Raw genomic sequence first — 18,757 nt, forward strand, 5'->3', positions numbered from 1 at the left:
GGTCAACTCCGCGACGCAGGCGCTGCACCAGACCTGGGGCGACGTGACCAGCGACGGCAGCGGCGGCGACTATCACAGCATCGCCCCGCCGCCGCCCGAGTACCGCCATCCCAAGAAAAACTGGCGGCTCAAGCGGGGGGCCACGCCGCTGTGGTTCAAGCAGAAGGCCGGCGTGCGCCGCCACACCCAGTCCGGCGCCGCCCGCGTGGCGCGCTTCCGTCCGCCCGGTAGTCGTTGATGAGTTCCTTCCAGAAGCCCGACCACGACGAGCTGGCCGGCACCGAGCAGCCTTTCGTTTCTCATCTGATGGAGTTGCGCGACCGGCTGCTGCGCGCCGTCATCGCGATCGCCGTCTGCTTCGGCGCGCTGTGCCTGTACCCCGGCCCCGGCCACTTGTACGACCTGCTGGCCGCGCCGCTGGTGGCCAACCTGCCCGAAGGCACGAAGATGATCGCGACCAACGTCATCGCGCCGTTCTTCGTGCCCATCAAGATCACGATGCTGGCCGGCTTCCTGCTGGCGCTGCCGGTGGTGCTGTACCAGGCCTGGGCCTTCATCGCGCCGGGGCTGTACTCGCACGAGAAGCGGCTGGTGATGCCGCTGGTGGTGTCCAGCACGCTGCTGTTCTTCGCCGGCGTCGCGTTCTGCTACTTCTTCGTCTTCGGCCAGGTCTTCAAGTTCATCCAGAGCTTTGCGCCCAAGAGCATCACCGCGGCGCCGGACATCGAGGCCTACCTCGGCTTCGTCATGAACATGTTCATCGCCTTCGGCGCCGCGTTCGAGGTGCCGGTGGTCGTCGTCGTGCTGGCCCGCATGGGCATCGTGTCGGTCGAGAAGCTGCGCGAATGGCGCGGCTACTTCATCGTCGTGGCCTTCATCATCGCGGCCGTCATCACGCCGCCGGACATCGTGTCGCAGCTGGCGCTGGCCATCCCGATGTGCCTGCTCTACGAACTGGGCCTGTTCGCGGCCACGCACTTCATCCGCGCCACCACGCCGCCGGAAGACCGCGACGATCAGTCGTCGTCGGACGCGCGCTGAGGCCGGAGCCGCTCCCGCTGGGCCACCGTGACGGCGAAGCTCATCGCCTTGCCGCCGCGCTGCACGCCCACCTCCACCTGACTGCCCGGCTTCAGCGCCGCGACGCTGGCCAGCAGCTCGGCCGGTGACGCGACCTGATGCGAACCGATGCGGGTCAACACGTCGCCCGGCTTGATGCCCGCCTTGCCCGCCGGCGCGTCGTTGACGACGCCGCCCACCAGCACGCCCTTGCCGTCGCCCAGCTTCAGGGCCTCGGCCAGCTCGGCCGTCAGCTCGCGCGTCTGCACGCCGATGTAGCCGCGCACGACTGCGCCGTCCTTCAGGATGGTGGCCGCCACCTGGCGCGCCATGTCCACGGGGATCGCGAAGCCGATGCCCAGCGAGCCGCCGCCGCGCGAGAAGATGGCCGTGTTGATGCCCACCAGCCGGCCATCGGCGTCCACCAGCGCACCGCCCGAATTGCCCGGGTTGATGGCCGCGTCGGTCTGGATGAAGTTCTCGAACGGGTTGATGCCCAGCTGGTTGCGCCCCAGCGCCGACACGATGCCCGACGTGACCGTCTGGCCCACGTTGAACGGGTTGCCGATGGCCAGCACCACGTCGCCCACCTGCAGGCTGGCGGCGTCGCCCAGGCCGACGGCGGGCAGGCCGGGCAGGTCGATCTTGAGCACCGCGATGTCGGTCTCGGGGTCGGTGCCGATCAGCGTCGCGCGGGCCTGGCGGCCGTCGGTGAGCTGGACCTCGATGTCCGACGCGCCCTCGACCACATGGTTGTTGGTCAGCAGCACGCCGTCGGCCGAGATGATGACGCCCGACCCCAGGCCCCGCTGGGGATGGCCCGGCGGCATGCGCGGGCCGAACGGGAAGCCGAACAGCGAGTCGCGGGCTTGGCCGTCCCCCGGCGCCGATGCCTTGCGCGCCGTGATGCTGACGACGGCGGGCGACGCCGCCCGGGCCGCCTGTGCAAACCCGGCGCGCACCACCGACGCCGGCGGCGACGCGGGCAGCGCGATCTGCTGGGCCGTCTGCGCCGTGACCGCCTTCGGCAGCGGGCGCTGCTGCTGCAGCCACTGCGGCTTCAACGTGGCCACGACGAACAGGGCGGCCAGCACCACCGTGACCGCCTGCGCGAAAATCAGCCAGAGCCGCTTCAACACTTCATCACCCCATGACCGATCGCGCCGCGCTGGAACGCCAGCTCAACCAATGGCTGGAGCCCACACGGTTCAAGGATTATGGGCCGAACGGTCTGCAGGTCGAGGGCCGCGCCGAGGTCTACCGGCTGGTCTGCGGGGTCACCGCCAGCCTGGCGCTGATCGACGCCGCCATCGAGGCCGGTGCCGATGCCATCCTCGTGCACCACGGCCTGTTCTGGCGCGGCCAGGACGGCCGCGTGACCGGCTGGATGAAGCAGCGCCTGGCCCGCCTCATCCAGCACGACATCAACCTGTTTGCCTACCACCTGCCGCTGGACGCGCACCCCGAGCTGGGCAACAACGCGCAGCTCGGCAAGCGCCTGGGCTGGGCGGCGGACGGCCGCTTCGGCGACCAGGACCTGGGCTTCACGGCCGCCGTCGCGCCAACGACGCTGGACGCGGTGGCCGCGCAACTGCGCACGCTGACCGGCCGCGACGTGACCGCGGTGCCCGGCGACGGCCGGCCGCTGCGCCGCGTGGCCTGGTGCACGGGCGGCGCGCAGGGTTACTTCGAGGCGGCCATCGCCGCCGGTGCCGACGTGTTCATCACCGGCGAGATCTCCGAGCCGCAGGCGCACTACGCCAGCGAGACCGGCGTGGCCTTCATCGCCGCCGGCCACCACGCCACGGAGCGCTACGGCGTGCAGGGCGTCGGCGAGCGCGTCGCCGCCGAGCTGGGGCTGGACGTGCACTTCATCGACGTCCCGAATCCCGCCTAGGCATTCGCGAGCGCATAGCCGATGGCTGCGCGCACGGCCGTGACCTGCGCCTGCACGCACTGCTCGGGCGTCGTGCGCGGGCTGTCGGGGTAGACCTCCGTCGTCGTGCTGAAGCGCGCGCCCGTGATGGCCGCGCACAAGCCCTTCTTCGAGACGGCGAAGCTGATGACGCCGGGCGACTGCAATGGGCAGCCGATGATGTGGCCGTGCGCGTCGGGCGGCGCGATGTGGGTGACCTGCGCGACCGCCTCGATGACGGCGCGCTGGAACTCGGGCTGCGGCTGGTCGGCGTCGTCGACCAGGTAGAAGCCATCCGGCACGACATCGGGCTCAAACGGTACGCCGTCACGCGCGGCCAGCGCCGGGCGGAACTCGGCCTCGTCGCTGTCCGTCGTCTCGTGCAGGTCGATGTGCATCAGCACGCGGCCGCGCAGCGGGGCCAGCAGCGACACCAGCGCGGCCGACTCGCCCGCCGGGCTGCCGGGGCGGAAGTTGCGGTTGGGGTCCAGCGCGTCGCGGTTCCAGCGCTGGATGCGCTCCCAGGCCCAAGGGCTGACGCAGGGCACCACGAGCAGGTTGGCGCGGCCGGCCGTCTCCAGGCCGTGCCCGCGCAGGAACTGCAACGCGCCCAGCACGCCGCTGGTCTCGTAGCCATGCACGCCGCCGGTGACGACCAGCGTCGGCAGGCTCTCGCGCCAGCCGCGGCTGCGCACGGCGACGAGCGGGAAGCGCTCGCCGTCGTAGTCCAGCGCGCCGTACTCGCTGACGTCGAAGTCGGCGCGCAGCGGCTCGACGGCCGCCAGCACGTCGTCGGCGTAGCGGCGCTGTTTGACGACACGTGCGCGCCAGGCGGCGATCTCCGTGTCGCCCCAGGGCTGGCCGGGGGTACCGATGGGATAGGTCATGAACGGGCTTTCTCCGTGGCAATCCACGTGGTGATGCGTTGCTCCAGCATGGGCAGCGGCATGGCGCCCTGGTCGAGGACGGCCATGTGGAAGCGGCGCTGGTCGAACTTGGGGCCGAGCTGCGCCTCGGCGCGGGCGCGCAGTTCCTGGATCTTGAGCTTGCCCATCATGTAGCTGAGCGCCTGGCCGGGCTGGGCGAGGTAGCGGTCCACCTCGGCCGTCATGAAGGTGGCATCGTGGCCGGTCTGTTCGATCATGTACGCGATGGCCTTGTCGCGCGGCCAGCCCAGCGCATGCAGGCCGGTGTCCACTACCAGCCGCGCGGCACGGAACATCTGCGCCTGCAGGTGGCCGAAACGGGTGTAGGGGTCGCGGTACAGGCCCAGCTGCGGGCCCAGCGTCTCGGCATACAGCGCCCAGCCCTCGCTGAACACCGAGTACTGCGACTGGCGGCGGAACGCGGGCAGGTCGGCCAGCTCCACCTGGCGTGAGATCTGCAAGTGGTGGCCCGGCACGGTCTCGTGCGCCACCAGCGTCTCCATCGCCCACTTGGGCCGGCGCTTGAACGCGATGGCGTTGGCGTTGAACCAGCCTGGCGTCGTGCCGTCCAGCGCCGGGCCGTTGTAGTTGTCGGCCGCGCCCTCGCCGGTGTAGGCCGGCATCGCGCGGATGCCGTACGGCGAGCGCGGCAGCTGCGTGAACAGCCTGGGCAGTTCGGGGTCGATGCGCTTGGCGATGGCGCGGTATCCGTCCAGCAACTCGTCGGCGGTCTGGTTGAAGAAGCGTGGCTCGCTGTAGAGGAACTTCTTGAACGCGGCCAGATCGCCGTCGAAGCCGGCCTCGGCGCGCACCTTGTCCATGTCGGCACGCAGGCGCGCCACCTCGCGCAGGCCGGTGGCGTGGATCTCTGCGGCCGTCAGCGGCAGCGTCACGTGGCGCAGGATCAGCGCCTCGTAGGCCTTGTCGCCGCCCGGGTAGCTGACCATGGAGCCGCTCTCGGGCGCCTTGGGCGCCAGCTCGTCCTTCAGCACGGCCAGCAGCCGGCGCTGCGCCGGGTAGACCTGCTCGCGCAACGCCGCCTGGCCCTGGGCCTGCAGCGCGGCCCGGGCGCCGGCGTCCACGGTCATGCGCGTGAAGGGCTCGTAGATGGGGCTCTTGGTGACGTCGTCGGGCAGCTGGCCCTCGATCTGCGCGACAGCGCGCGCCAGCACCGGCTTCGCCGTGACCCAACCCAGGGCCAGGCCTTGCCGCAGGATGGCGATCTCCTGGTCCACCCGCGCCGGGTAGGCCGCCAGCCGCGCCAGCCACTGCTTCACCTGCGCCTCGTTGCCCACCGGCACGTTGCGCGCCAGGCTGGCCAGCGCCGACTGCGCCCCGCCCAGCGTGCCCAGCGTCAGCGTGCGCCAGCCGGGGTGGGCCTGCAGCGCCACGTCCTGCTGGTAGCGATGGATGAACAGCGCCAGCGACAGCCGGTCCGCGTCGCCCAGCGGCGCGGCATCGACGGCCCGCGCGCGGGCCAGCATGTCGCGGGCGAACGCGTCGCGCGCGGCAAGGGCGGTGGCGGAGCGGTCGGTGAGCCGGTCGTTGAAGCGCAGGTCGCCGCGCAGGCTGGCCATCTCCGGGGCGGCGCGCAGCTCGGCCTCCCAGGCCTCGTCGAACAGGGCTCGGACGGCAGGGCGGTTGTCGGCGGCCAGCGCGGCGCAGGGCAGCGCGAGGGCGAGAACGGCGGCAATCAGGCGGCGCAAGGCAGTCTCCTCGAGGGGGGCAGGGCGGTCGCGCAGTCTGCCAGCTTGCCCCGGGGCGTGATGAAAGAATGCCGCATGAGCCTCGATACCCCCGCGCCCGCCCCCGTCGTCATCAGCATGGGCGATGCCTGCGGCATCGGCCCCGAGATCATTGCCAGCCTGTGGCGCCGCGACGCGCCGCGCGACGCTGTCGTCGTCGGCGACGTGGCCGTGCTGCGGCGTGCCGTGGCGGCCACCGGTGGCGGCCTGGCCGTGGCGACGCTGGAGGCGGTGGCCGACGTGACGCGCGTGCCGCCGCGCTGTCTGCCCGTGTGGCAGCCGCCAGGGCTGCCGGCCGGCCTGGCCGACGTGCCGCTGGGCCGTGTGGACGCCCGCGCCGGCGCGGCGGCGGCGCGCTGCATCGAGGCGGCCGTGGGCGAGATCCAGGCCGGCCGCGCGCGGGCGCTGGTCACGGCGCCCATCCACAAGGAGGCGCTGCATGCCGCCGGCTCGCCGTTCCCCGGCCACACGGAGATGCTGCAGGCGCTGGCCGGCGGCGTGCCGGTGCGCATGATGCTGGCCAACGAGGAGCTGCGCACGGTGCTGGTCACCATCCACTGTTCGCTGCGCGACGCCATCGCCCGTGTCACGCGCGAGGCGGTGCTGGAGACGCTGCGCATCACCGGCGCAGCGCTGCAGCTGATGGGCATCGCCGCGCCGCGCATCGCCGTGGCCGGCCTGAACCCGCATGCGGGCGAGGGCGGGCTGTTCGGCGACGAGGAGATCCGCCACATCGCGCCCGCCATCGCCGACGCGCGCGCCGAGGGGCTGGACGCGACGGGCCCCTACGCGCCCGACACGGTCTTCATGCGCGCGCGCCGCGGCGAGTTCGACGTCGTCGTCGCGATGACGCACGACCACGGGCTGATCCCGGTGAAATACCTGGGCGTGGAGCAGGGCGTCAACGTGACGCTGGGCCTGCCCTTCGTGCGCACCAGCCCTGACCACGGCACCGCGTTCGACATCGCCGGCCGCGGTATCGCCGATCCCGCCAGCCTGGGGGCGGCGCTGGCGATGGCCAGGCGTCTGGCCGGCTGAGACGCCGGCGTCAGGCGCCCTGGCGCGCCGGCGTGAGGGCGGCCAGCTGCGCGCGGGCCCGGGCCGTCGCGCGCTCCAGCAGGTGGGCCGTTTCGTAGGTGCGCATGCGGCCGGCCTCGCAGAGCTTCTTGAGCATGCGGGCGGTCATCGTCACCGTCTCCTGGTGGCGGCTGCCGTGCGTGAAGATGAAGAAGCTGCGGCCGGCGCTGATGTGGGCCAGGCGCATCTTCTGCCACTCGGTGCCGGTGTGCATCTGGTAGGCGAAGCCCAGCTGCATGTGGTCCACCAGCAGCGCGCCGGTGCCGGGCTCGGAGGCGCTCTCCGCGGCGGGCAGGCCGTCGATGGAGATGTCCACCGCCTGCAGCGGTTCGGCGGCGGCCGTCGCGTCGTTGCCGGACAGGTCCAGGTCCAGCTCGCCGTTCCAGTCGACGACGGCGTCTTCCACCAGGCCCAGGCTCTTGGCCTCGGCCGGCGTCAGGCGCTGGCTGGCGTCCAGCTCGGCGGGCAGCGTCTCGCCGGCCATGGGCTTGGCGAGGTCGCCCTCGGCCGGGGGCGGCACGCCAAAGATCTGGTCCAGCTGCTTGATCAGCAGGTTGGTGTCCAGCGCGCTGGGGGCCTGGCCCTTCAGCGACTCCGCATGCGCCGGCAGCAGTGCGCCGAAGAAGTCCTTGCGCGGGCCGTCGGGCCAGCGGATCAGGTCCAGCCCCTCGTTGAGGGTGCGCATCAGGTTGGGCAGCTCGCGCAGGAAGTCCGCCCGTGCCGCCGTGCCGCCCTTGGGCTGCACGCTCATGACGAGGCTGCGGCCCAGCTGCCGCAGCCGCAGCGCGCGCTCCGGCGCGCCTTCGCGCGACGCCAGCACGATGGCCTGGCTCCACACGCCGGCCAGAAAGCTGCGCAGGAACTCCTGCATCGGCACCTTGGCAAGCTGCTGCTGCAGCTGCAGCGCGTAACGCTGCTGCAGGCGCAGGTCGGTCTCGCGGCGTTCGACGACTGCGGCAGCGTCGCCCGAGGCCTTCAGCGTGACGCGGGCCTGTTCGGCAATGAAGGACTCGAGGTCGTCCAGCTTGGACGTGTAGACGTCCATGCGGTCGAAGTCGCCCTGGGCCACCTCCTGCACGATGTCGCGCACGTGGGCCAGGAAGGAGCGGCCGGGGTCCTCGCCGAAGTCGTCGAACGCGCAGGCCAGCGAGGCCAGCCGGTTGACGAACTGCCGTACCGGATGGCGGCGCGACGAAAAGAAGGTCTCGTCGCCCAGCGCTGCGCGCAGCACGGGTAGCTGCAGCCGGGCGAGCAGGCGCGCCATCTGCGGCGGCACCTTGGGGTCGGACAGGATCTGGTCGAACAGGCTGCTGACGACGTCGATGACCATGTGGTCCAGCCGGCCCGTGGCGGCCTGGCGCAGCTCGTCCCGGTGCTGGTGGATCAGGTTGGTCGGCAGCGGCATCTGCCCCCAGGCGCTGGTCTCGCCGGACAGCGTATCCAGCCCCATGCGGCTGGAAAGGCCGCTGTCGTAGCTGTCGTAGGCCGCCGGTGCCTGGGCCAGGCGGCGCAGCAGGTCCATCATCTGCGGGTCGACGCGGCCGATGCCGCCGCCGCCGCCGCCGCCGCCGCCCCGGCCACCAAAGCTGCCGCCGCCGCCAAATCCGCTGCGGCCGCCGGACTGTCCCAGCCCGCCGTGGCCAGAGCCGCCGTAGCCGCCGCCTCGTGTGGACATGCCACCGTGGCCGCTGTCCAGGTCACCCATCTGGCTGGTACCACTCAGCGTGCCGTGCCGGGAAGCGCCGTCAGGTGTCGCTCGCACGCGCAGGTCCTGCGGGCGCAACCCGCGCGAGCGCAGCAACTCGGCGATGTCGGCATAGCAGCCGCGCATTTCCTGCGCGAGCGAGCGGGTCAACTCGTCCGTCAGCGTCTGGCGCGTGAGCGCGTCGTCGGTGATGGCCTGCACGGCATCCAGCAGCGCCTGGCCGATCAGCTCCGGGCGCAGCGGGTTGCGCTCGCCGACCTGGATGCCGGCGATGTAGGACTCCACCTCACGCAGCTCCCACTCGCTGTGGTGTCCGATGGCCAGCCCGATGCGGTCAGCGGCCACCAGGTTGTTGACCTGGTCGTCGTCCATCAGCGACAGCTCGCCCCAGTCCTTCTTGGCCGCGGGAGCGGCGGCCGGCTTGGTGTCGGACTGCTCGGCCGACACCTGGCGGCGCAGGCTCTGCAGGAAGCGCTGCGAGAACGTGCCCTGTTGCTGGCGGAAGATGAACTGGGCCGCCAGCAGCGCGTCGCGCCGCTTGACCTGGCCCGCCGACAGCGCCGACAGCCCCAAACCTTCCGCGCAGCGCTCCGCAGCCTGCTCACCCGCGAGGCGAATGCGGGTCAGCGAAGCTTCGAGGTGCGGATTCAGGCGTATCTCGGGCGCGTTCATCTAGAAATTGGCACAAGTAGCGCCGAAAGTATCGCGCCTGCAACAGGGTCGGGTTTTCAGCAGGCCGCCAAATCCGTTGCAAAAGAAAGCCCGGTAACCATTGCTTACCGGGCAGTTGCGGAAAACGTGGGTTCAGCGCTTCAGCGAGTCGCGAATCTCGCGCAGCAACTGGATGTCTTCCGGCGTCGGCGGCGGCTCGGCCGGGGCGGCGGCCGGCTCGCTGCGCTTGAGGCGGTTGATCTGCTTGATCATCAGGAAGATGACGAAGGCCAGAATGATGAAGTTCAGCGACACCGTCAGGAAGCTGCCATAGGCCAGCACGGCGCCTTCCTTCTTGGCCTCGGCCAGCGTCGCAGCCGTCTGGCCCGCCAGGGGGATGAAGTAATTGCTGAAGTCCAGCCCCCCGAAGATCTTGCTGACGACCGGCATGATGACGTCGCCAACCAGGGAGTCGACGATCTTGCCGAAGGCGCCGCCGATGATCACACCGACCGCCAGGTCGATGACATTGCCTTTGACGGCGAACTCCTTGAATTCGGAGAAGAAACTCATGCAGAACTCCTGATTGGGGTCAAAGAAAGGTGTTGACGCTATCTTGGCGCCAACCCGACGGGGGCAGAAGGCGGGTAAACCTGCGTTCTTTCCCCAGTGTCGCAGGCCCGGAGCGCGAATTCTCGTCCGCTAGAATCCCCGGCTGCCCCTGATCAGAAGTCTCTTTAGAGGACCCTCATGAGTGACCAGCAAGTGGACCAAGGCAAGCGGACCTGGTTGATCGCAACCGGTTGTGCGGGTGCCGTGGGTGGCGTCGCGACGGCCGTGCCTTTCGTCAGCACCTTTGCGCCTAGCGAGCGTGCCAAGGCCGCCGGCGCCCCGGTCGAGGTGGACATCTCCGGCATCAAGCCCGGTGAGAAGCTCACGGTGGAATGGCGCGGCAAGCCGGTCTGGATCGTCCGCCGCACGCCGGAGCAGCTGGAAGCTCTGAAGAAGATCGATGGCCAACTGGCCGATCCCAACTCTGATCGCAAGGCCTATCCGACCCCCGAGTACGCCAAGAACGGCTACCGCTCGATCAAGCCCGAGTTCTTCGTCGCCGTGGGCATTTGTTCCCACCTGGGCTGCTCGCCCAGCGACAAGTTCGCCGCCGGCCCGCAGCCCTCGCTGCCGGACGACTGGACGGGCGGCTTCCTGTGCCCCTGCCACGGCTCGACCTTCGACATGGCCGGCCGCGTCTTCAAGAACAAGCCGGCGCCCGACAACCTCGAAGTGCCCCCCCACATGTACCTCACCGACGCCAAGTTGCTGATCGGCGAGGACAAGAAGGCCTAACTAGAACATCCGGGACGACACATGGCTGAATTCAAGGAAGCGCCCGCGGGCGCCTCGGTCGGCGTGAAGACCATGACCTGGCTGGAGAACCGGTTCCCGACCGCGTTCGACGCCTACAAGGTTCACATGTCGGAGTACTACGCGCCGAAGAACTTCAACTGGTGGTACATCTTCGGCTCGCTGGCGCTGCTGGTGCTGGTGATCCAGATCGTCACCGGCATCTTCCTGGTGATGCACTACAAGCCGGACGCGGCGCTGGCCTTCGCGTCGGTCGAGTACATCATGCGCGACGTGCCCTGGGGCTGGTTGATCCGCTACATGCACTCGACCGGTGCGTCGGCCTTCTTCGTGGTCGTCTACCTGCACATGTTCCGCGGCCTGATCTATGGCAGCTACCGCAAGCCGCGTGAGTTGGTCTGGATCTTCGGCTGTGCGATCTTCCTGTGCCTGATGGCCGAGGCCTTCATGGGCTATCTGCTGCCCTGGGGCCAGATGTCGTACTGGGGCGCCCAGGTCATCGTGAACCTGTTCGCCGCCGTGCCGTTCGTGGGCGGTGACCTGGCGCTGATGATCCGTGGCGACTACGTCGTCGGCGACGCCACGCTGAACCGCTTCTTCAGCTTCCACGTCATCGCGGTGCCGCTGGTGCTGCTGGGCCTGGTGGTGGCTCACCTGCTGGCGCTGCACGATGTCGGCTCCAACAACCCCGACGGCGTCGAGATCAAGAAGGGCCCCAAGGACGCGAACGGCAAGCCGCTGGACGGCGTGCCCTTCCACCCGTTCTACACGGTGCACGACATCTACGGCGTCTGCCTGTTCCTGATGGTGTTCACCGCCATCGTGTTCTTCGCGCCGGAGCTGGGTGGCTACTTCCTGGAATACAACAACTTCATCCCGGCCGACCCGCTGAAGACGCCGGCGCACATCGCCCCGGTCTGGTACTTCACGCCGTTCTATTCGATGCTGCGCGCGACGACCGACGTGATGGTCAACGTGCTGTGCGGCGTCATCGGTCTGGCCGCCGTCGTGAGCTTCCTGAAGGGCAAGTTCGGCGGCGCTGCCAAGGTGGCGCTGCTGGTGGCTGCGGCCGTGCTGATCTTCCTGCTCAAGGTCTTCGACGCCAAGTTCTGGGGCGTGGTCGTCATGGGTGGCGCGGTCATCATCCTGTTCTTCCTGCCCTGGCTGGATCACAGCCCGGTCAAGTCCATCCGCTACCGCCCCGACTGGCACAAGTACGTGTACGCCGTGTTCGTCGTGTTTTTCCTGTGGCTGGGATACCTCGGCATCCAGCCGCCCAGCGATATGGGCACGCTGGTGGCCCAGGTCGGCACGCTGTTCTACTTCGGCTTCTTCCTGCTGATGCCGTGGTGGAGCCGACTCGGCACGCCCAAGCCGGTGCCCGACCGTGTGACCTTCCACGCCCATTGAGCCGCGGAGCAAGAACACTCATGAAAAAGCTCATCGCCCTCCTGCTGGCCACCCTGGGCCTCGTCGGCAGCGCACACGCCTCCGGTGGCGGTATCGAGTGGGACAAGTTCCCGAAGGAGAAGATGTCGGACATGGCGTCGCTGCAGCACGGCGCCAAGCTGTTCGTCAACTACTGCCTCAACTGCCACGCCGCAGCCTTCATGCGCTACAACCGCATGCGCGACATCGGCCTGACGGAAGCCGACATCAAGAACAACCTGCTGTTTGCCGCCGACAAGGTCGGCGAGACGATGAAGGTCAGCCTCGACGCGAAGGACGCCAAGGCCTACTTCGGCGCCAACCCGCCGGACCTGACCGTCATCGCCCGCTCGCGCGCCGACGGCGCCAAGGGTTCGGGTGCGGACTACCTCTACACCTACATGCGGAACTTCTACCGCGACGACACCAAGGCGACCGGTTGGAACAACCTGGCCTTCCCCAGTGTGGCGATGCCGCATGTGCTGTGGGAGCTGCAGGGGCAGCGTGCCGCCAAGTTCGAAGAGGTCGCTGACCCGCATGACCACGAGAAGAAGACACATGTCTTCGCCGGCTACCAGCAGCTCACGCCCGGCTCGCTGACCGAGCGTCAATATGACGAGGCCGTGGCCGATCTGGTGGCTTATCTACAATGGATGGGTGAGCCCGCGCAGGGCCAGCGATTCCAGCTCGGTGTCATCGTGCTGATCTTCCTTGGCTTCCTGACCGTGTTCGCCTGGCGTCTGAACGCCTCGTACTGGAAGGGCGTGAAGTAAGCCTGTCCTTCCCGGCGCCGCGTCAAAGCGGCGCCGAACCACGCAGTGGGGCGCGCTTCGGCCACCCACTGCGTTTGCTTTTTCAGCGCGGCCGCCGCTGCGCGTTTTGATTGACTGACCCCTCGGGAGCCCAAGCCATGATGGTCCTCTACTCCGGTACCACCGATCCCTACTCGCACCGCTGCCGTTTCGTGCTGTTCGAGAAAGGCATGGACTTCGAAATCCGCGACGTTGACCTGTTCGCGAAGCCTGAAGACATCGCACTGATGAACCCGTACAACGAGGTGCCCATCCTCGTCGAGCGCGACCTCATCCTGTACGAGTCGCACATCATCAACGAGTACATCGACGAGCGCTTCCCGCACCCGCAGCTGATGCCCGGTGACCCGGTGGCCCGCGCCCGCGTGCGCCTGTTCCTGCTGAACTTCGAAAAGGAGCTGTTCGCCCACGTGAACGTGCTCGAAGGCCGCGGCATGGCGACCAAGGCGACGGACAAGCAGCTCGAAAAGGCACGCGCCCAGATCCGCGACCGCCTGACCCAGCTCGCCCCGATCTTCCTGAAGAACAAGTACATGCTGGGCGACGACTTCTCGATGCTCGACGTGGCCATCGCCCCGCTGCTGTGGCGTCTGGACTACTACGGCATCGACATGTCCAAGAACGCGCTGCCGCTGCTGAAGTACGCCGAGCGCATCTTCAGCCGCCCGGCCTACATCGAGGCGCTGACGCCGTCCGAGAAGGTGATGCGTCGCTGATGGACCAGACCCCGGCCTCCGGCGTGGGCAACGGGACGTCCACGCGGCCGTACCTGATCCGCGCGCTGCACGACTGGTGCACGGACAACGGCTTCACGCCCTACGTGGCGGTCCACGTCGACCGCTCGGTGCAGGTGCCGATGGAGTACGTGTCCAACAACGAGATCGTGCTGAACATCGGTTTTGACGCGACCAGCGGTCTGGATCTCGGCAACGAGTTCATCCAGTTCAAGGCCCGCTTTGGCGGCGTGGCGCGGGAGATCATCGTGCCGGTGGACCACGTCGTGGCCATCTACGCCCGGGAGAACGGGCAGGGCATGGCCTTTCCGGCGCCCGAGGCCCCGGCCGACGGCGCGCCGCCGCCCGCAGCCCCCGCGCCGGCCGAGCCGCGCCGCAGCGGCCTGCGCCTGGCCAGCGAAGCCGGCGACGATGAGGGTGACGACACCCCGCCGCCGCCCGACGCGCCTGGCGGCGGACCTCGCCCCGCGCTGAAGCGGGTCAAGTAGCGCATTAGAATCCGCGTTCTGTTTTCGCCGGCTTAGCTCAGTTGGTAGAGCAACCGCCTTGTAAGCGGTAGGTCATCAGTTCGAATCCGATAGCCGGCACCAACGAAAACCCACGGTTTCACGACCGTGGGTTTTTCTATTTCTGCGCCAGCTTCACGCGGATGCGCCCGGGCAGCCCGGCCTGGGCCAGCAGCGCCTCCAGCCGCGGCAGCAGGTGGCGCAGTTTGGCCGCCACGGCGGCGTTGGCGACCAGCAGGCTCCAGCCATCCTCGTCCAGCGGGCCAGGCTGGACGCTGGCCATCAGCGTGCCAGGCAGCGCGGGCGCGATGACGCGCAGCCGGCGCCGCGATGCCTCCAGCCGTTCTCCCAGGCGAGCCAGGCCCTCGTGCGCGCGCAGCGCGTCGGCCATCGGCGTGGGCGACGGAACGCTGGTGCGGATGCGGGTGGGGGCCAGGTAGCGGGGCGGGGACATGGTGGCAGTGTAGTCAGCGGGGCGGGCCGACACAGGCCCGCTGCTAAACTGCGCCGCTTTGCGTGGCCAGGCTGATCCGCCTTGCATTGCCCCGGCCCGCCCCCAGATTCGCGCGTCACCCGGCTCTCGCCGGTCCGTGCCCAGCCCCTGTTTCGTCACCCTGCAGCATGTTGCCCAAGCTTCTCACCTCGATTTTCGGCAGCCGCAACGAGCGCCTGCTCAAAGGCTACCGCCGCACCGTGCAGCAGATCAACGCGCTGGAGCCGAAGTTCGAGGCGCTCAGCGACGATGAACTGCGGGGCAAGACGGAGGAGTTCAAGCAGCGCATCGCCGCCGGCGAGACGGTCGACGACATCCTGCCCGAGGCCTTTGCCGTCTGCCGCGAGGGTGGCAAGCGTGCGCTGAAGATGCGCCACTTCGACGTTCAGCTGATCGGCGGCATGGTGCTCAACGCCGGCAAGGTGGCCGAGATGCGTACCGGCGAAGGCAAGACGCTGATGGCGACGCTGCCGGTCTACCTGAACGCGCTCACCGGCAAGGGCGTCCACGTCGTCACGGTGAACGACTACCTCGCGCGCCGTGACGCCGAGTGGATGGGGCGCCTGTACAACTTCCTGGGCCTGTCGGTGGGCATCAACCTGCCGCAGATGCCGCGCGAGCAGAAGCAGGCCGCCTACGCCGCCGACGTCACCTACGGCACCAACAACGAGTACGGCTTCGACTACCTGCGCGACAACATGGTCTACGAGACGGCCGACCGCGTGCAGCGCGGCCTGGCCTACGCCATCGTCGACGAGGTGGACTCCATCCTCATCGACGAGGCGCGCACGCCGCTGATCATCTCGGGCCAGGCCGACGACCACACCGACGTCTACCTGAAGATCAACAGCGTCGTTCCCGGCCTGAAGAAGCAGATCGGCGAGCTGGACCCGCGCACGGGTGAGGGCGTCATCGAGCCGGGCGACTTCACGGTGGACGAGAAGTCGCACCAGATCCACCTGACGGAAGACGGTCACGAGAACGCCGAGCGCCTGCTGGCCCAGGCCGGCCTGATCGCCGAGGGTGCCAGCCTGTACGACGCGGCCAACATCACGCTGATGCATCACCTGAATGCAGCACTGCGGGCCCACCACGTCTATCACAAGGACCAGAGCTACGTCGTGCAGAACGGCGAGGTCATCATCGTCGACGAGTTCACCGGCCGGCTGATGAGCGGCCGCCGCTGGAGCGACGGACTGCACCAGGCCGTCGAGGCCAAGGAAGGCGTGCAGATCCAGGCCGAGAACCAGACGATGGCCTCGATCACGTTCCAGAACTACTTCCGCATGTACGGCAAGCTGTCGGGCATGACGGGCACGGCCGACACCGAGGCCTACGAGTTCCAGGAGATCTACGGCCTGGAGACCGTCGTCATCCCGCCGAACCGCCCGACCATCCGCAAGGACGAGCTGGACCTGGTCTACAAGACCGACAAGGAAAAGTACAACGCCGTCATCCAGGACATCCGCGCCTGCCACGAGCGTGGTCAGCCGGTGCTGGTGGGCACGACGTCCATCGAGAACTCGGAGCTGATCTCCAAACTGCTGAACCAGGCCAAGCTGCCGCACAACGTGCTGAACGCCAAGCAGCACGAGAAGGAGGCGCAGATCGTCGCCCAGGCCGGCCGCCCGGGCGTCATCACCATCGCCACCAACATGGCCGGCCGCGGCACCGACATCGTGCTGGGCGGCAATGTCGAGAAGCAGATCCAGTTCATCGAGGCCGACGAGTCCATCCCTGAGGCCGAGAAGGCCGCGCGCATCCAGCAGCTCAAGGACGAGTGGCAGGGCCTGCACGAGAAGGTCAAGGCCGAGGGCGGCCTGCGCATCATCGCGACCGAGCGCCACGAGAGCCGCCGCATCGACAACCAGCTGCGCGGCCGTGCCGGCCGCCAGGGTGACCCGGGCAGTTCGCGCTTCTACCTGTCGCTGGACGACCAGCTGATGCGCATCTTCGCCGGCGAGCGCGTGCGCGCCATCATGGACCGGCTCAAGATGCCGGAGGGCGAGGCCATCGAGGCCGGCATCGTCACGCGCAGCATTGAGGGCGCGCAGCGCAAGGTCGAGGCGCGCAACTTCGACATCCGCAAGCAGCTGCTCGAGTACGACGACGTGTCGAACGACCAGCGCAAGGTCATCTACCAGCAGCGCAACGACATCCTCGAAGCCGAGCAACTGGTGGCGCAGATCGCGTCGCTGCGCGAGTCCACGCTGACCGACGTCGTGCGCACCTATGTGCCGGCTGAGAGCGTCGAAGAGCAGTGGGACCTGCCCGGCCTGGAGCAGGTGCTGCGCGACGAGTGGCAGATCGAGGTCTCGCTGACCGAACTGGTCAAGAAGAGCGACTCCATCACCGACGAGGAGATCGTCGAGGCGGTCGTGAAGGCCGGTGATGCGCTGTTCCAGACCAAGATCGACCGCGTCGGCATCGAGCAGTTCAACCCCTTCATGCGCATGGTGCTGCTGCAGAGCATCGACCAGCGCTGGCGCGAGCACCTGGCCGCGCTGGACTACCTGCGCCAGGGCATCCACCTGCGCGGCTACGCCCAGAAGAACCCCAAGCAGGAATACAAGCGCGAAGCCTTCGAGCTGTTCTCGCAGCTGCTGGACGTCGTGAAGATGGAAGTCACGCGCATCCTGCTGAACGTGCGCATCCAGAGCCAGGAGGAGGCCGACCGCGCCGCCGAGGCCATCGAGCGCCGCGCGGAGGCCGTCTCCAACGTGACCTATCAGCACCCCAACGAGGACGGCTCCATCAGCCAGGACGTCGACCCCGAGACGCTGCTGGAGCGCTTTGGCCATGTCGGCCGCAACGACCCCTGCCCCTGCGGCAGCGGCAAGAAGTTCAAGAGCTGCCACGGCAAGCTGGCCTGAGGCCGGCGCGGCGCCAGAACCCCCTCGGGCCGGCACTGCCGGCCCGTTTTCGTGGGCGGTCCGCTGCCTTTGGACCCCACCCATCCAGGGGGAAAAACGTGCGTTTGGGCACGAACCGACCCCCTCGCCACATGCATGGGGGGTGCTCGGGGAAGAGGCATCCCCCTAGAGTGCAGTCCAAGAGATCCCCGCCACTGGGGTTTGCCCGATAGAAGTTCTAGAAAGCTCGTCATGAAAGCTCTGTTCACCGCGATTGCTGCCGTTGTCCTTGCCACCAGCGCCTCCGCCGGCACGATCAAGATCAGCGACTTCTCGCACAAGGATGCAAGCGGCGACGGCACGGCCTTCGACGACACCTACACCTTCGAGCTGGCGAGCGACACCTGGGTGGGCGGCCTGCTGACGACCGGCTCGCTGCTGGGCGGTCTGCCGGCGATCGACATCCAGTCGGTCACGCTGCGTCAGCTGGGCACGGGCCTGAGCTGGGTGCAGAACGTCGCGATCAACTGGGACGTGGCCGACGGCGGCGTCGAGAAGTGGTCCATGGCCACCCAGCAACTGGCCGCCGGCAGCTGGCAGTTCGAGGTCAAGGGCGTGAGCTACATCGACAAGGCCGGCAACGGCTACACCGCCACGCTGGAACTGCCTGAGCCCGCCAGCGTTGCCCTCGCCGCCCTGGCCCTGGTCGGTGCCGGTGTCGCCAGCGCGCGCCGCCGCAAGGCCTGAGCCCCATAAGAACAACGGATGACTCCCATGAAAAGCATTGTTGCTGCCAGCCTGCTGACCGCCGGTGTCCTCGCTTCCCAGGGCGCCTCGGCCGCCAACACGGTGAACATCATCTGGGCCGGCCTGGACCAGGCGGGCACCAAGCTGACGACCATCGACAGCACCATCAACCCGACCGTGCCGGTCACGGACGGCTACGCCACGTCGGCGCTGAACTACAGCTACGCCGCCAGCGGCGAGAGCTTCATCGCCTTCTGCATCGAGCCCAACGAAGGCAACGGCCGCAAGGGTCGCGAGTACACCTACAACGTCAGCAGCTTCACTGGCGCGCAGGCCCACAACCTGCAAGGCCTGTTCTCCACCAGCTACGCGAGCCTGGCGACCTACAACGACAAGGCCGCCTTTCAGCTGGCCGTGTGGGAACTGGTGCGTGAGACCAGCGGCAGCTTCAACGTGAGCGGCGGCAGCTTCTACACGCTGGGTGACGACGTCGCCACCGCTGCCGTGGCGGCCAAGGCCACCAGCTTCCTGGCTCAGGCACTGAGCTACAACGGCGCGGCCAAGTACACGCTGACCAAGCTGACCAACCTGGGCGACGACGTCACCCTGGGCAAGCAGGACCTGATCGTCGCGACGCCGCTGGCCGCCGTGCCGGAGCCGGAGTCCTACGCACTGTTCCTGGCCGGCCTGGGCGCCATCGGCATGATCGCCCGCCGTCGCATGCCGCGCTGATCGTCAGCGG

Annotated in this window: 17 protein-coding genes, 1 tRNA gene and 1 pseudogene; 13 read left to right on the plus strand and 6 right to left on the minus strand. The window is 68.6% G+C overall.

Annotated elements, in window-relative coordinates:
- Window positions 1-94 precede the first annotated feature (94 nt).
- Window positions 95-238 (plus strand): annotated as a pseudogene (gene tatB / locus ACG04Q_RS16390) (Sec-independent protein translocase protein TatB); the annotation flags it as partial.
- Window positions 238-1,041, plus strand: a complete 804-nt coding sequence (tatC, locus tag ACG04Q_RS16395; RefSeq protein ID WP_394512046.1) for a twin-arginine translocase subunit TatC — start codon at window positions 238-240, stop codon at window positions 1,039-1,041. The pseudogene tatB and the gene tatC, both read left to right, overlap by 1 nt.
- Here the strand turns inward: tatC and ACG04Q_RS16400 are convergent.
- Complete coding sequence (locus tag ACG04Q_RS16400; RefSeq protein WP_394512047.1) at window positions 1,017-2,198, minus strand: S1C family serine protease; 1,182 nt, start codon at window positions 2,196-2,198, stop codon at window positions 1,017-1,019. The genes tatC and ACG04Q_RS16400 overlap by 25 nt on opposite strands.
- 11 nt (window positions 2,199-2,209) lie before the next feature.
- Between ACG04Q_RS16400 and ACG04Q_RS16405 the strand changes: the two genes are divergently transcribed.
- Complete coding sequence (locus tag ACG04Q_RS16405) at window positions 2,210-2,956, plus strand: Nif3-like dinuclear metal center hexameric protein (RefSeq protein ID WP_394512048.1); 747 nt, start codon at window positions 2,210-2,212, stop codon at window positions 2,954-2,956.
- Here the strand turns inward: ACG04Q_RS16405 and ACG04Q_RS16410 are convergent.
- Window positions 2,953-3,861 carry a M14 family metallopeptidase gene (locus ACG04Q_RS16410; RefSeq protein WP_394512049.1) on the minus strand — a complete coding sequence of 303 codons (909 nt, stop codon included), beginning with the start codon at window positions 3,859-3,861 and terminating at the stop codon, window positions 2,953-2,955. The genes ACG04Q_RS16405 and ACG04Q_RS16410 overlap by 4 nt on opposite strands.
- On the minus strand, window positions 3,858-5,606 hold the full coding sequence (locus ACG04Q_RS16415) for a DUF885 domain-containing protein (RefSeq protein WP_394512050.1): 1,749 nt from the start codon (window positions 5,604-5,606) through the stop codon (window positions 3,858-3,860). The genes ACG04Q_RS16410 and ACG04Q_RS16415 overlap by 4 nt, the downstream gene beginning before the upstream one ends.
- Window positions 5,607-5,681: 75 nt before the next feature.
- On the opposite strand from ACG04Q_RS16415, the gene pdxA reads away from it, so the two are divergent.
- Complete coding sequence (gene pdxA, locus ACG04Q_RS16420) at window positions 5,682-6,683, plus strand: 4-hydroxythreonine-4-phosphate dehydrogenase PdxA (protein WP_394512051.1); 1,002 nt, start codon at window positions 5,682-5,684, stop codon at window positions 6,681-6,683.
- A gap of 10 nt (window positions 6,684-6,693) precedes the next feature.
- Here pdxA and ACG04Q_RS16425 read toward each other — a convergent pair whose 3' ends face one another.
- Both ACG04Q_RS16425 and mscL read right to left on the minus strand, forming a co-directional pair.
- Entirely contained in the window at window positions 6,694-9,099 is a 2,406-nt protein-coding gene (locus tag ACG04Q_RS16425; RefSeq protein WP_394512053.1) for a DUF1631 family protein, read from the minus strand.
- Window positions 9,100-9,231: 132 nt separating this feature from the next.
- Window positions 9,232-9,651, minus strand: a complete 420-nt coding sequence (gene mscL, locus ACG04Q_RS16430) for a large conductance mechanosensitive channel protein MscL (RefSeq protein ID WP_394512055.1) — start codon at window positions 9,649-9,651, stop codon at window positions 9,232-9,234.
- A gap of 177 nt (window positions 9,652-9,828) precedes the next feature.
- On the opposite strand from mscL, the gene petA reads away from it, so the two are divergent.
- The 6 genes from petA to ACG04Q_RS16460 all read left to right on the plus strand — a co-directional run bounded on the left by petA (window position 9,829) and on the right by ACG04Q_RS16460 (window position 14,007).
- On the plus strand, window positions 9,829-10,425 hold the full coding sequence (gene petA, locus ACG04Q_RS16435) for a ubiquinol-cytochrome c reductase iron-sulfur subunit (RefSeq protein ID WP_394512056.1): 597 nt from the start codon (window positions 9,829-9,831) through the stop codon (window positions 10,423-10,425).
- 21 nt (window positions 10,426-10,446) lie between these two features.
- On the plus strand, window positions 10,447-11,853 hold the full coding sequence (locus ACG04Q_RS16440; protein ID WP_394512057.1) for a cytochrome b: 1,407 nt from the start codon (window positions 10,447-10,449) through the stop codon (window positions 11,851-11,853).
- A gap of 20 nt (window positions 11,854-11,873) precedes the next feature.
- Window positions 11,874-12,644 (plus strand): cytochrome c1, encoded by a 771-nt coding sequence (locus ACG04Q_RS16445; RefSeq protein ID WP_394512058.1) that lies wholly within the window; start codon window positions 11,874-11,876, stop codon window positions 12,642-12,644.
- A gap of 137 nt (window positions 12,645-12,781) precedes the next feature.
- Window positions 12,782-13,399, plus strand: a complete 618-nt coding sequence (locus ACG04Q_RS16450) for a glutathione S-transferase N-terminal domain-containing protein (RefSeq protein WP_394512059.1) — start codon at window positions 12,782-12,784, stop codon at window positions 13,397-13,399.
- On the plus strand, window positions 13,399-13,905 hold the full coding sequence (locus ACG04Q_RS16455) for a ClpXP protease specificity-enhancing factor (RefSeq protein WP_394512060.1): 507 nt from the start codon (window positions 13,399-13,401) through the stop codon (window positions 13,903-13,905). The genes ACG04Q_RS16450 and ACG04Q_RS16455 overlap by 1 nt, the downstream gene beginning before the upstream one ends.
- Before the next feature lie 26 nt (window positions 13,906-13,931).
- A tRNA-Thr gene (locus tag ACG04Q_RS16460) sits at window positions 13,932-14,007 on the plus strand.
- Window positions 14,008-14,041: 34 nt separating this feature from the next.
- Here the strand turns inward: ACG04Q_RS16460 and ACG04Q_RS16465 are convergent.
- Window positions 14,042-14,377: a hypothetical protein gene (locus ACG04Q_RS16465; RefSeq protein WP_394512061.1), complete on the minus strand. Its 336-nt coding sequence runs from the start codon at window positions 14,375-14,377 to the stop codon at window positions 14,042-14,044.
- Between the two features lie 167 nt (window positions 14,378-14,544).
- Here ACG04Q_RS16465 and secA point away from each other — a divergent pair, with 167 nt between their 5' ends.
- The 3 genes from secA to ACG04Q_RS16480 all read left to right on the plus strand — a co-directional run bounded on the left by secA (window position 14,545) and on the right by ACG04Q_RS16480 (window position 18,747).
- Window positions 14,545-17,289 carry a preprotein translocase subunit SecA gene (gene secA / locus ACG04Q_RS16470; RefSeq protein ID WP_394512062.1) on the plus strand — a complete coding sequence of 915 codons (2,745 nt, stop codon included), beginning with the start codon at window positions 14,545-14,547 and terminating at the stop codon, window positions 17,287-17,289.
- A gap of 231 nt (window positions 17,290-17,520) precedes the next feature.
- A complete protein-coding gene (locus tag ACG04Q_RS16475; protein WP_394512064.1) occupies window positions 17,521-18,015 on the plus strand; it encodes an FxDxF family PEP-CTERM protein in 495 nt (164 codons plus the stop codon).
- 27 nt (window positions 18,016-18,042) lie between these two features.
- Window positions 18,043-18,747, plus strand: coding sequence for a PEP-CTERM sorting domain-containing protein (locus tag ACG04Q_RS16480; protein WP_394512066.1), 705 nt, complete (start codon window positions 18,043-18,045; stop codon window positions 18,745-18,747).
- Window positions 18,748-18,757 lie beyond the last annotated feature (10 nt).

The sequence above is a fragment of the Pelomonas lactea genome (assembly GCF_043555885.1).
Lineage (GTDB): Bacteria > Pseudomonadota > Gammaproteobacteria > Burkholderiales > Burkholderiaceae_C > Pelomonas > Pelomonas lactea.

Coding starts and splice junctions, on each gene's coding strand:
- ACG04Q_RS16440 (WP_394512057.1), top strand. CDS start 10,447: ATGGCTGAATTCAAGGAAGCGCCCGCGGGCGCCTCGGTCGGCGTGAAG.
- ACG04Q_RS16475 (WP_394512064.1), top strand. CDS start 17,521: ATGAAAGCTCTGTTCACCGCGATTGCTGCCGTTGTCCTTGCCACCAGC.
- pdxA (WP_394512051.1), top strand. CDS start 5,682: ATGAGCCTCGATACCCCCGCGCCCGCCCCCGTCGTCATCAGCATGGGC.
- petA (WP_394512056.1), top strand. CDS start 9,829: ATGAGTGACCAGCAAGTGGACCAAGGCAAGCGGACCTGGTTGATCGCA.
- secA (WP_394512062.1), top strand. CDS start 14,545: ATGTTGCCCAAGCTTCTCACCTCGATTTTCGGCAGCCGCAACGAGCGC.
- ACG04Q_RS16450 (WP_394512059.1), top strand. CDS start 12,782: ATGATGGTCCTCTACTCCGGTACCACCGATCCCTACTCGCACCGCTGC.
- ACG04Q_RS16480 (WP_394512066.1), top strand. CDS start 18,043: ATGAAAAGCATTGTTGCTGCCAGCCTGCTGACCGCCGGTGTCCTCGCT.
- ACG04Q_RS16445 (WP_394512058.1), top strand. CDS start 11,874: ATGAAAAAGCTCATCGCCCTCCTGCTGGCCACCCTGGGCCTCGTCGGC.
- ACG04Q_RS16425 (WP_394512053.1), bottom strand. CDS start 9,099: ATGAACGCGCCCGAGATACGCCTGAATCCGCACCTCGAAGCTTCGCTG.
- ACG04Q_RS16410 (WP_394512049.1), bottom strand. CDS start 3,861: ATGACCTATCCCATCGGTACCCCCGGCCAGCCCTGGGGCGACACGGAG.
- mscL (WP_394512055.1), bottom strand. CDS start 9,651: ATGAGTTTCTTCTCCGAATTCAAGGAGTTCGCCGTCAAAGGCAATGTC.
- ACG04Q_RS16455 (WP_394512060.1), top strand. CDS start 13,399: ATGGACCAGACCCCGGCCTCCGGCGTGGGCAACGGGACGTCCACGCGG.
- ACG04Q_RS16465 (WP_394512061.1), bottom strand. CDS start 14,377: ATGTCCCCGCCCCGCTACCTGGCCCCCACCCGCATCCGCACCAGCGTT.
- ACG04Q_RS16405 (WP_394512048.1), top strand. CDS start 2,210: ATGACCGATCGCGCCGCGCTGGAACGCCAGCTCAACCAATGGCTGGAG.
- tatC (WP_394512046.1), top strand. CDS start 238: ATGAGTTCCTTCCAGAAGCCCGACCACGACGAGCTGGCCGGCACCGAG.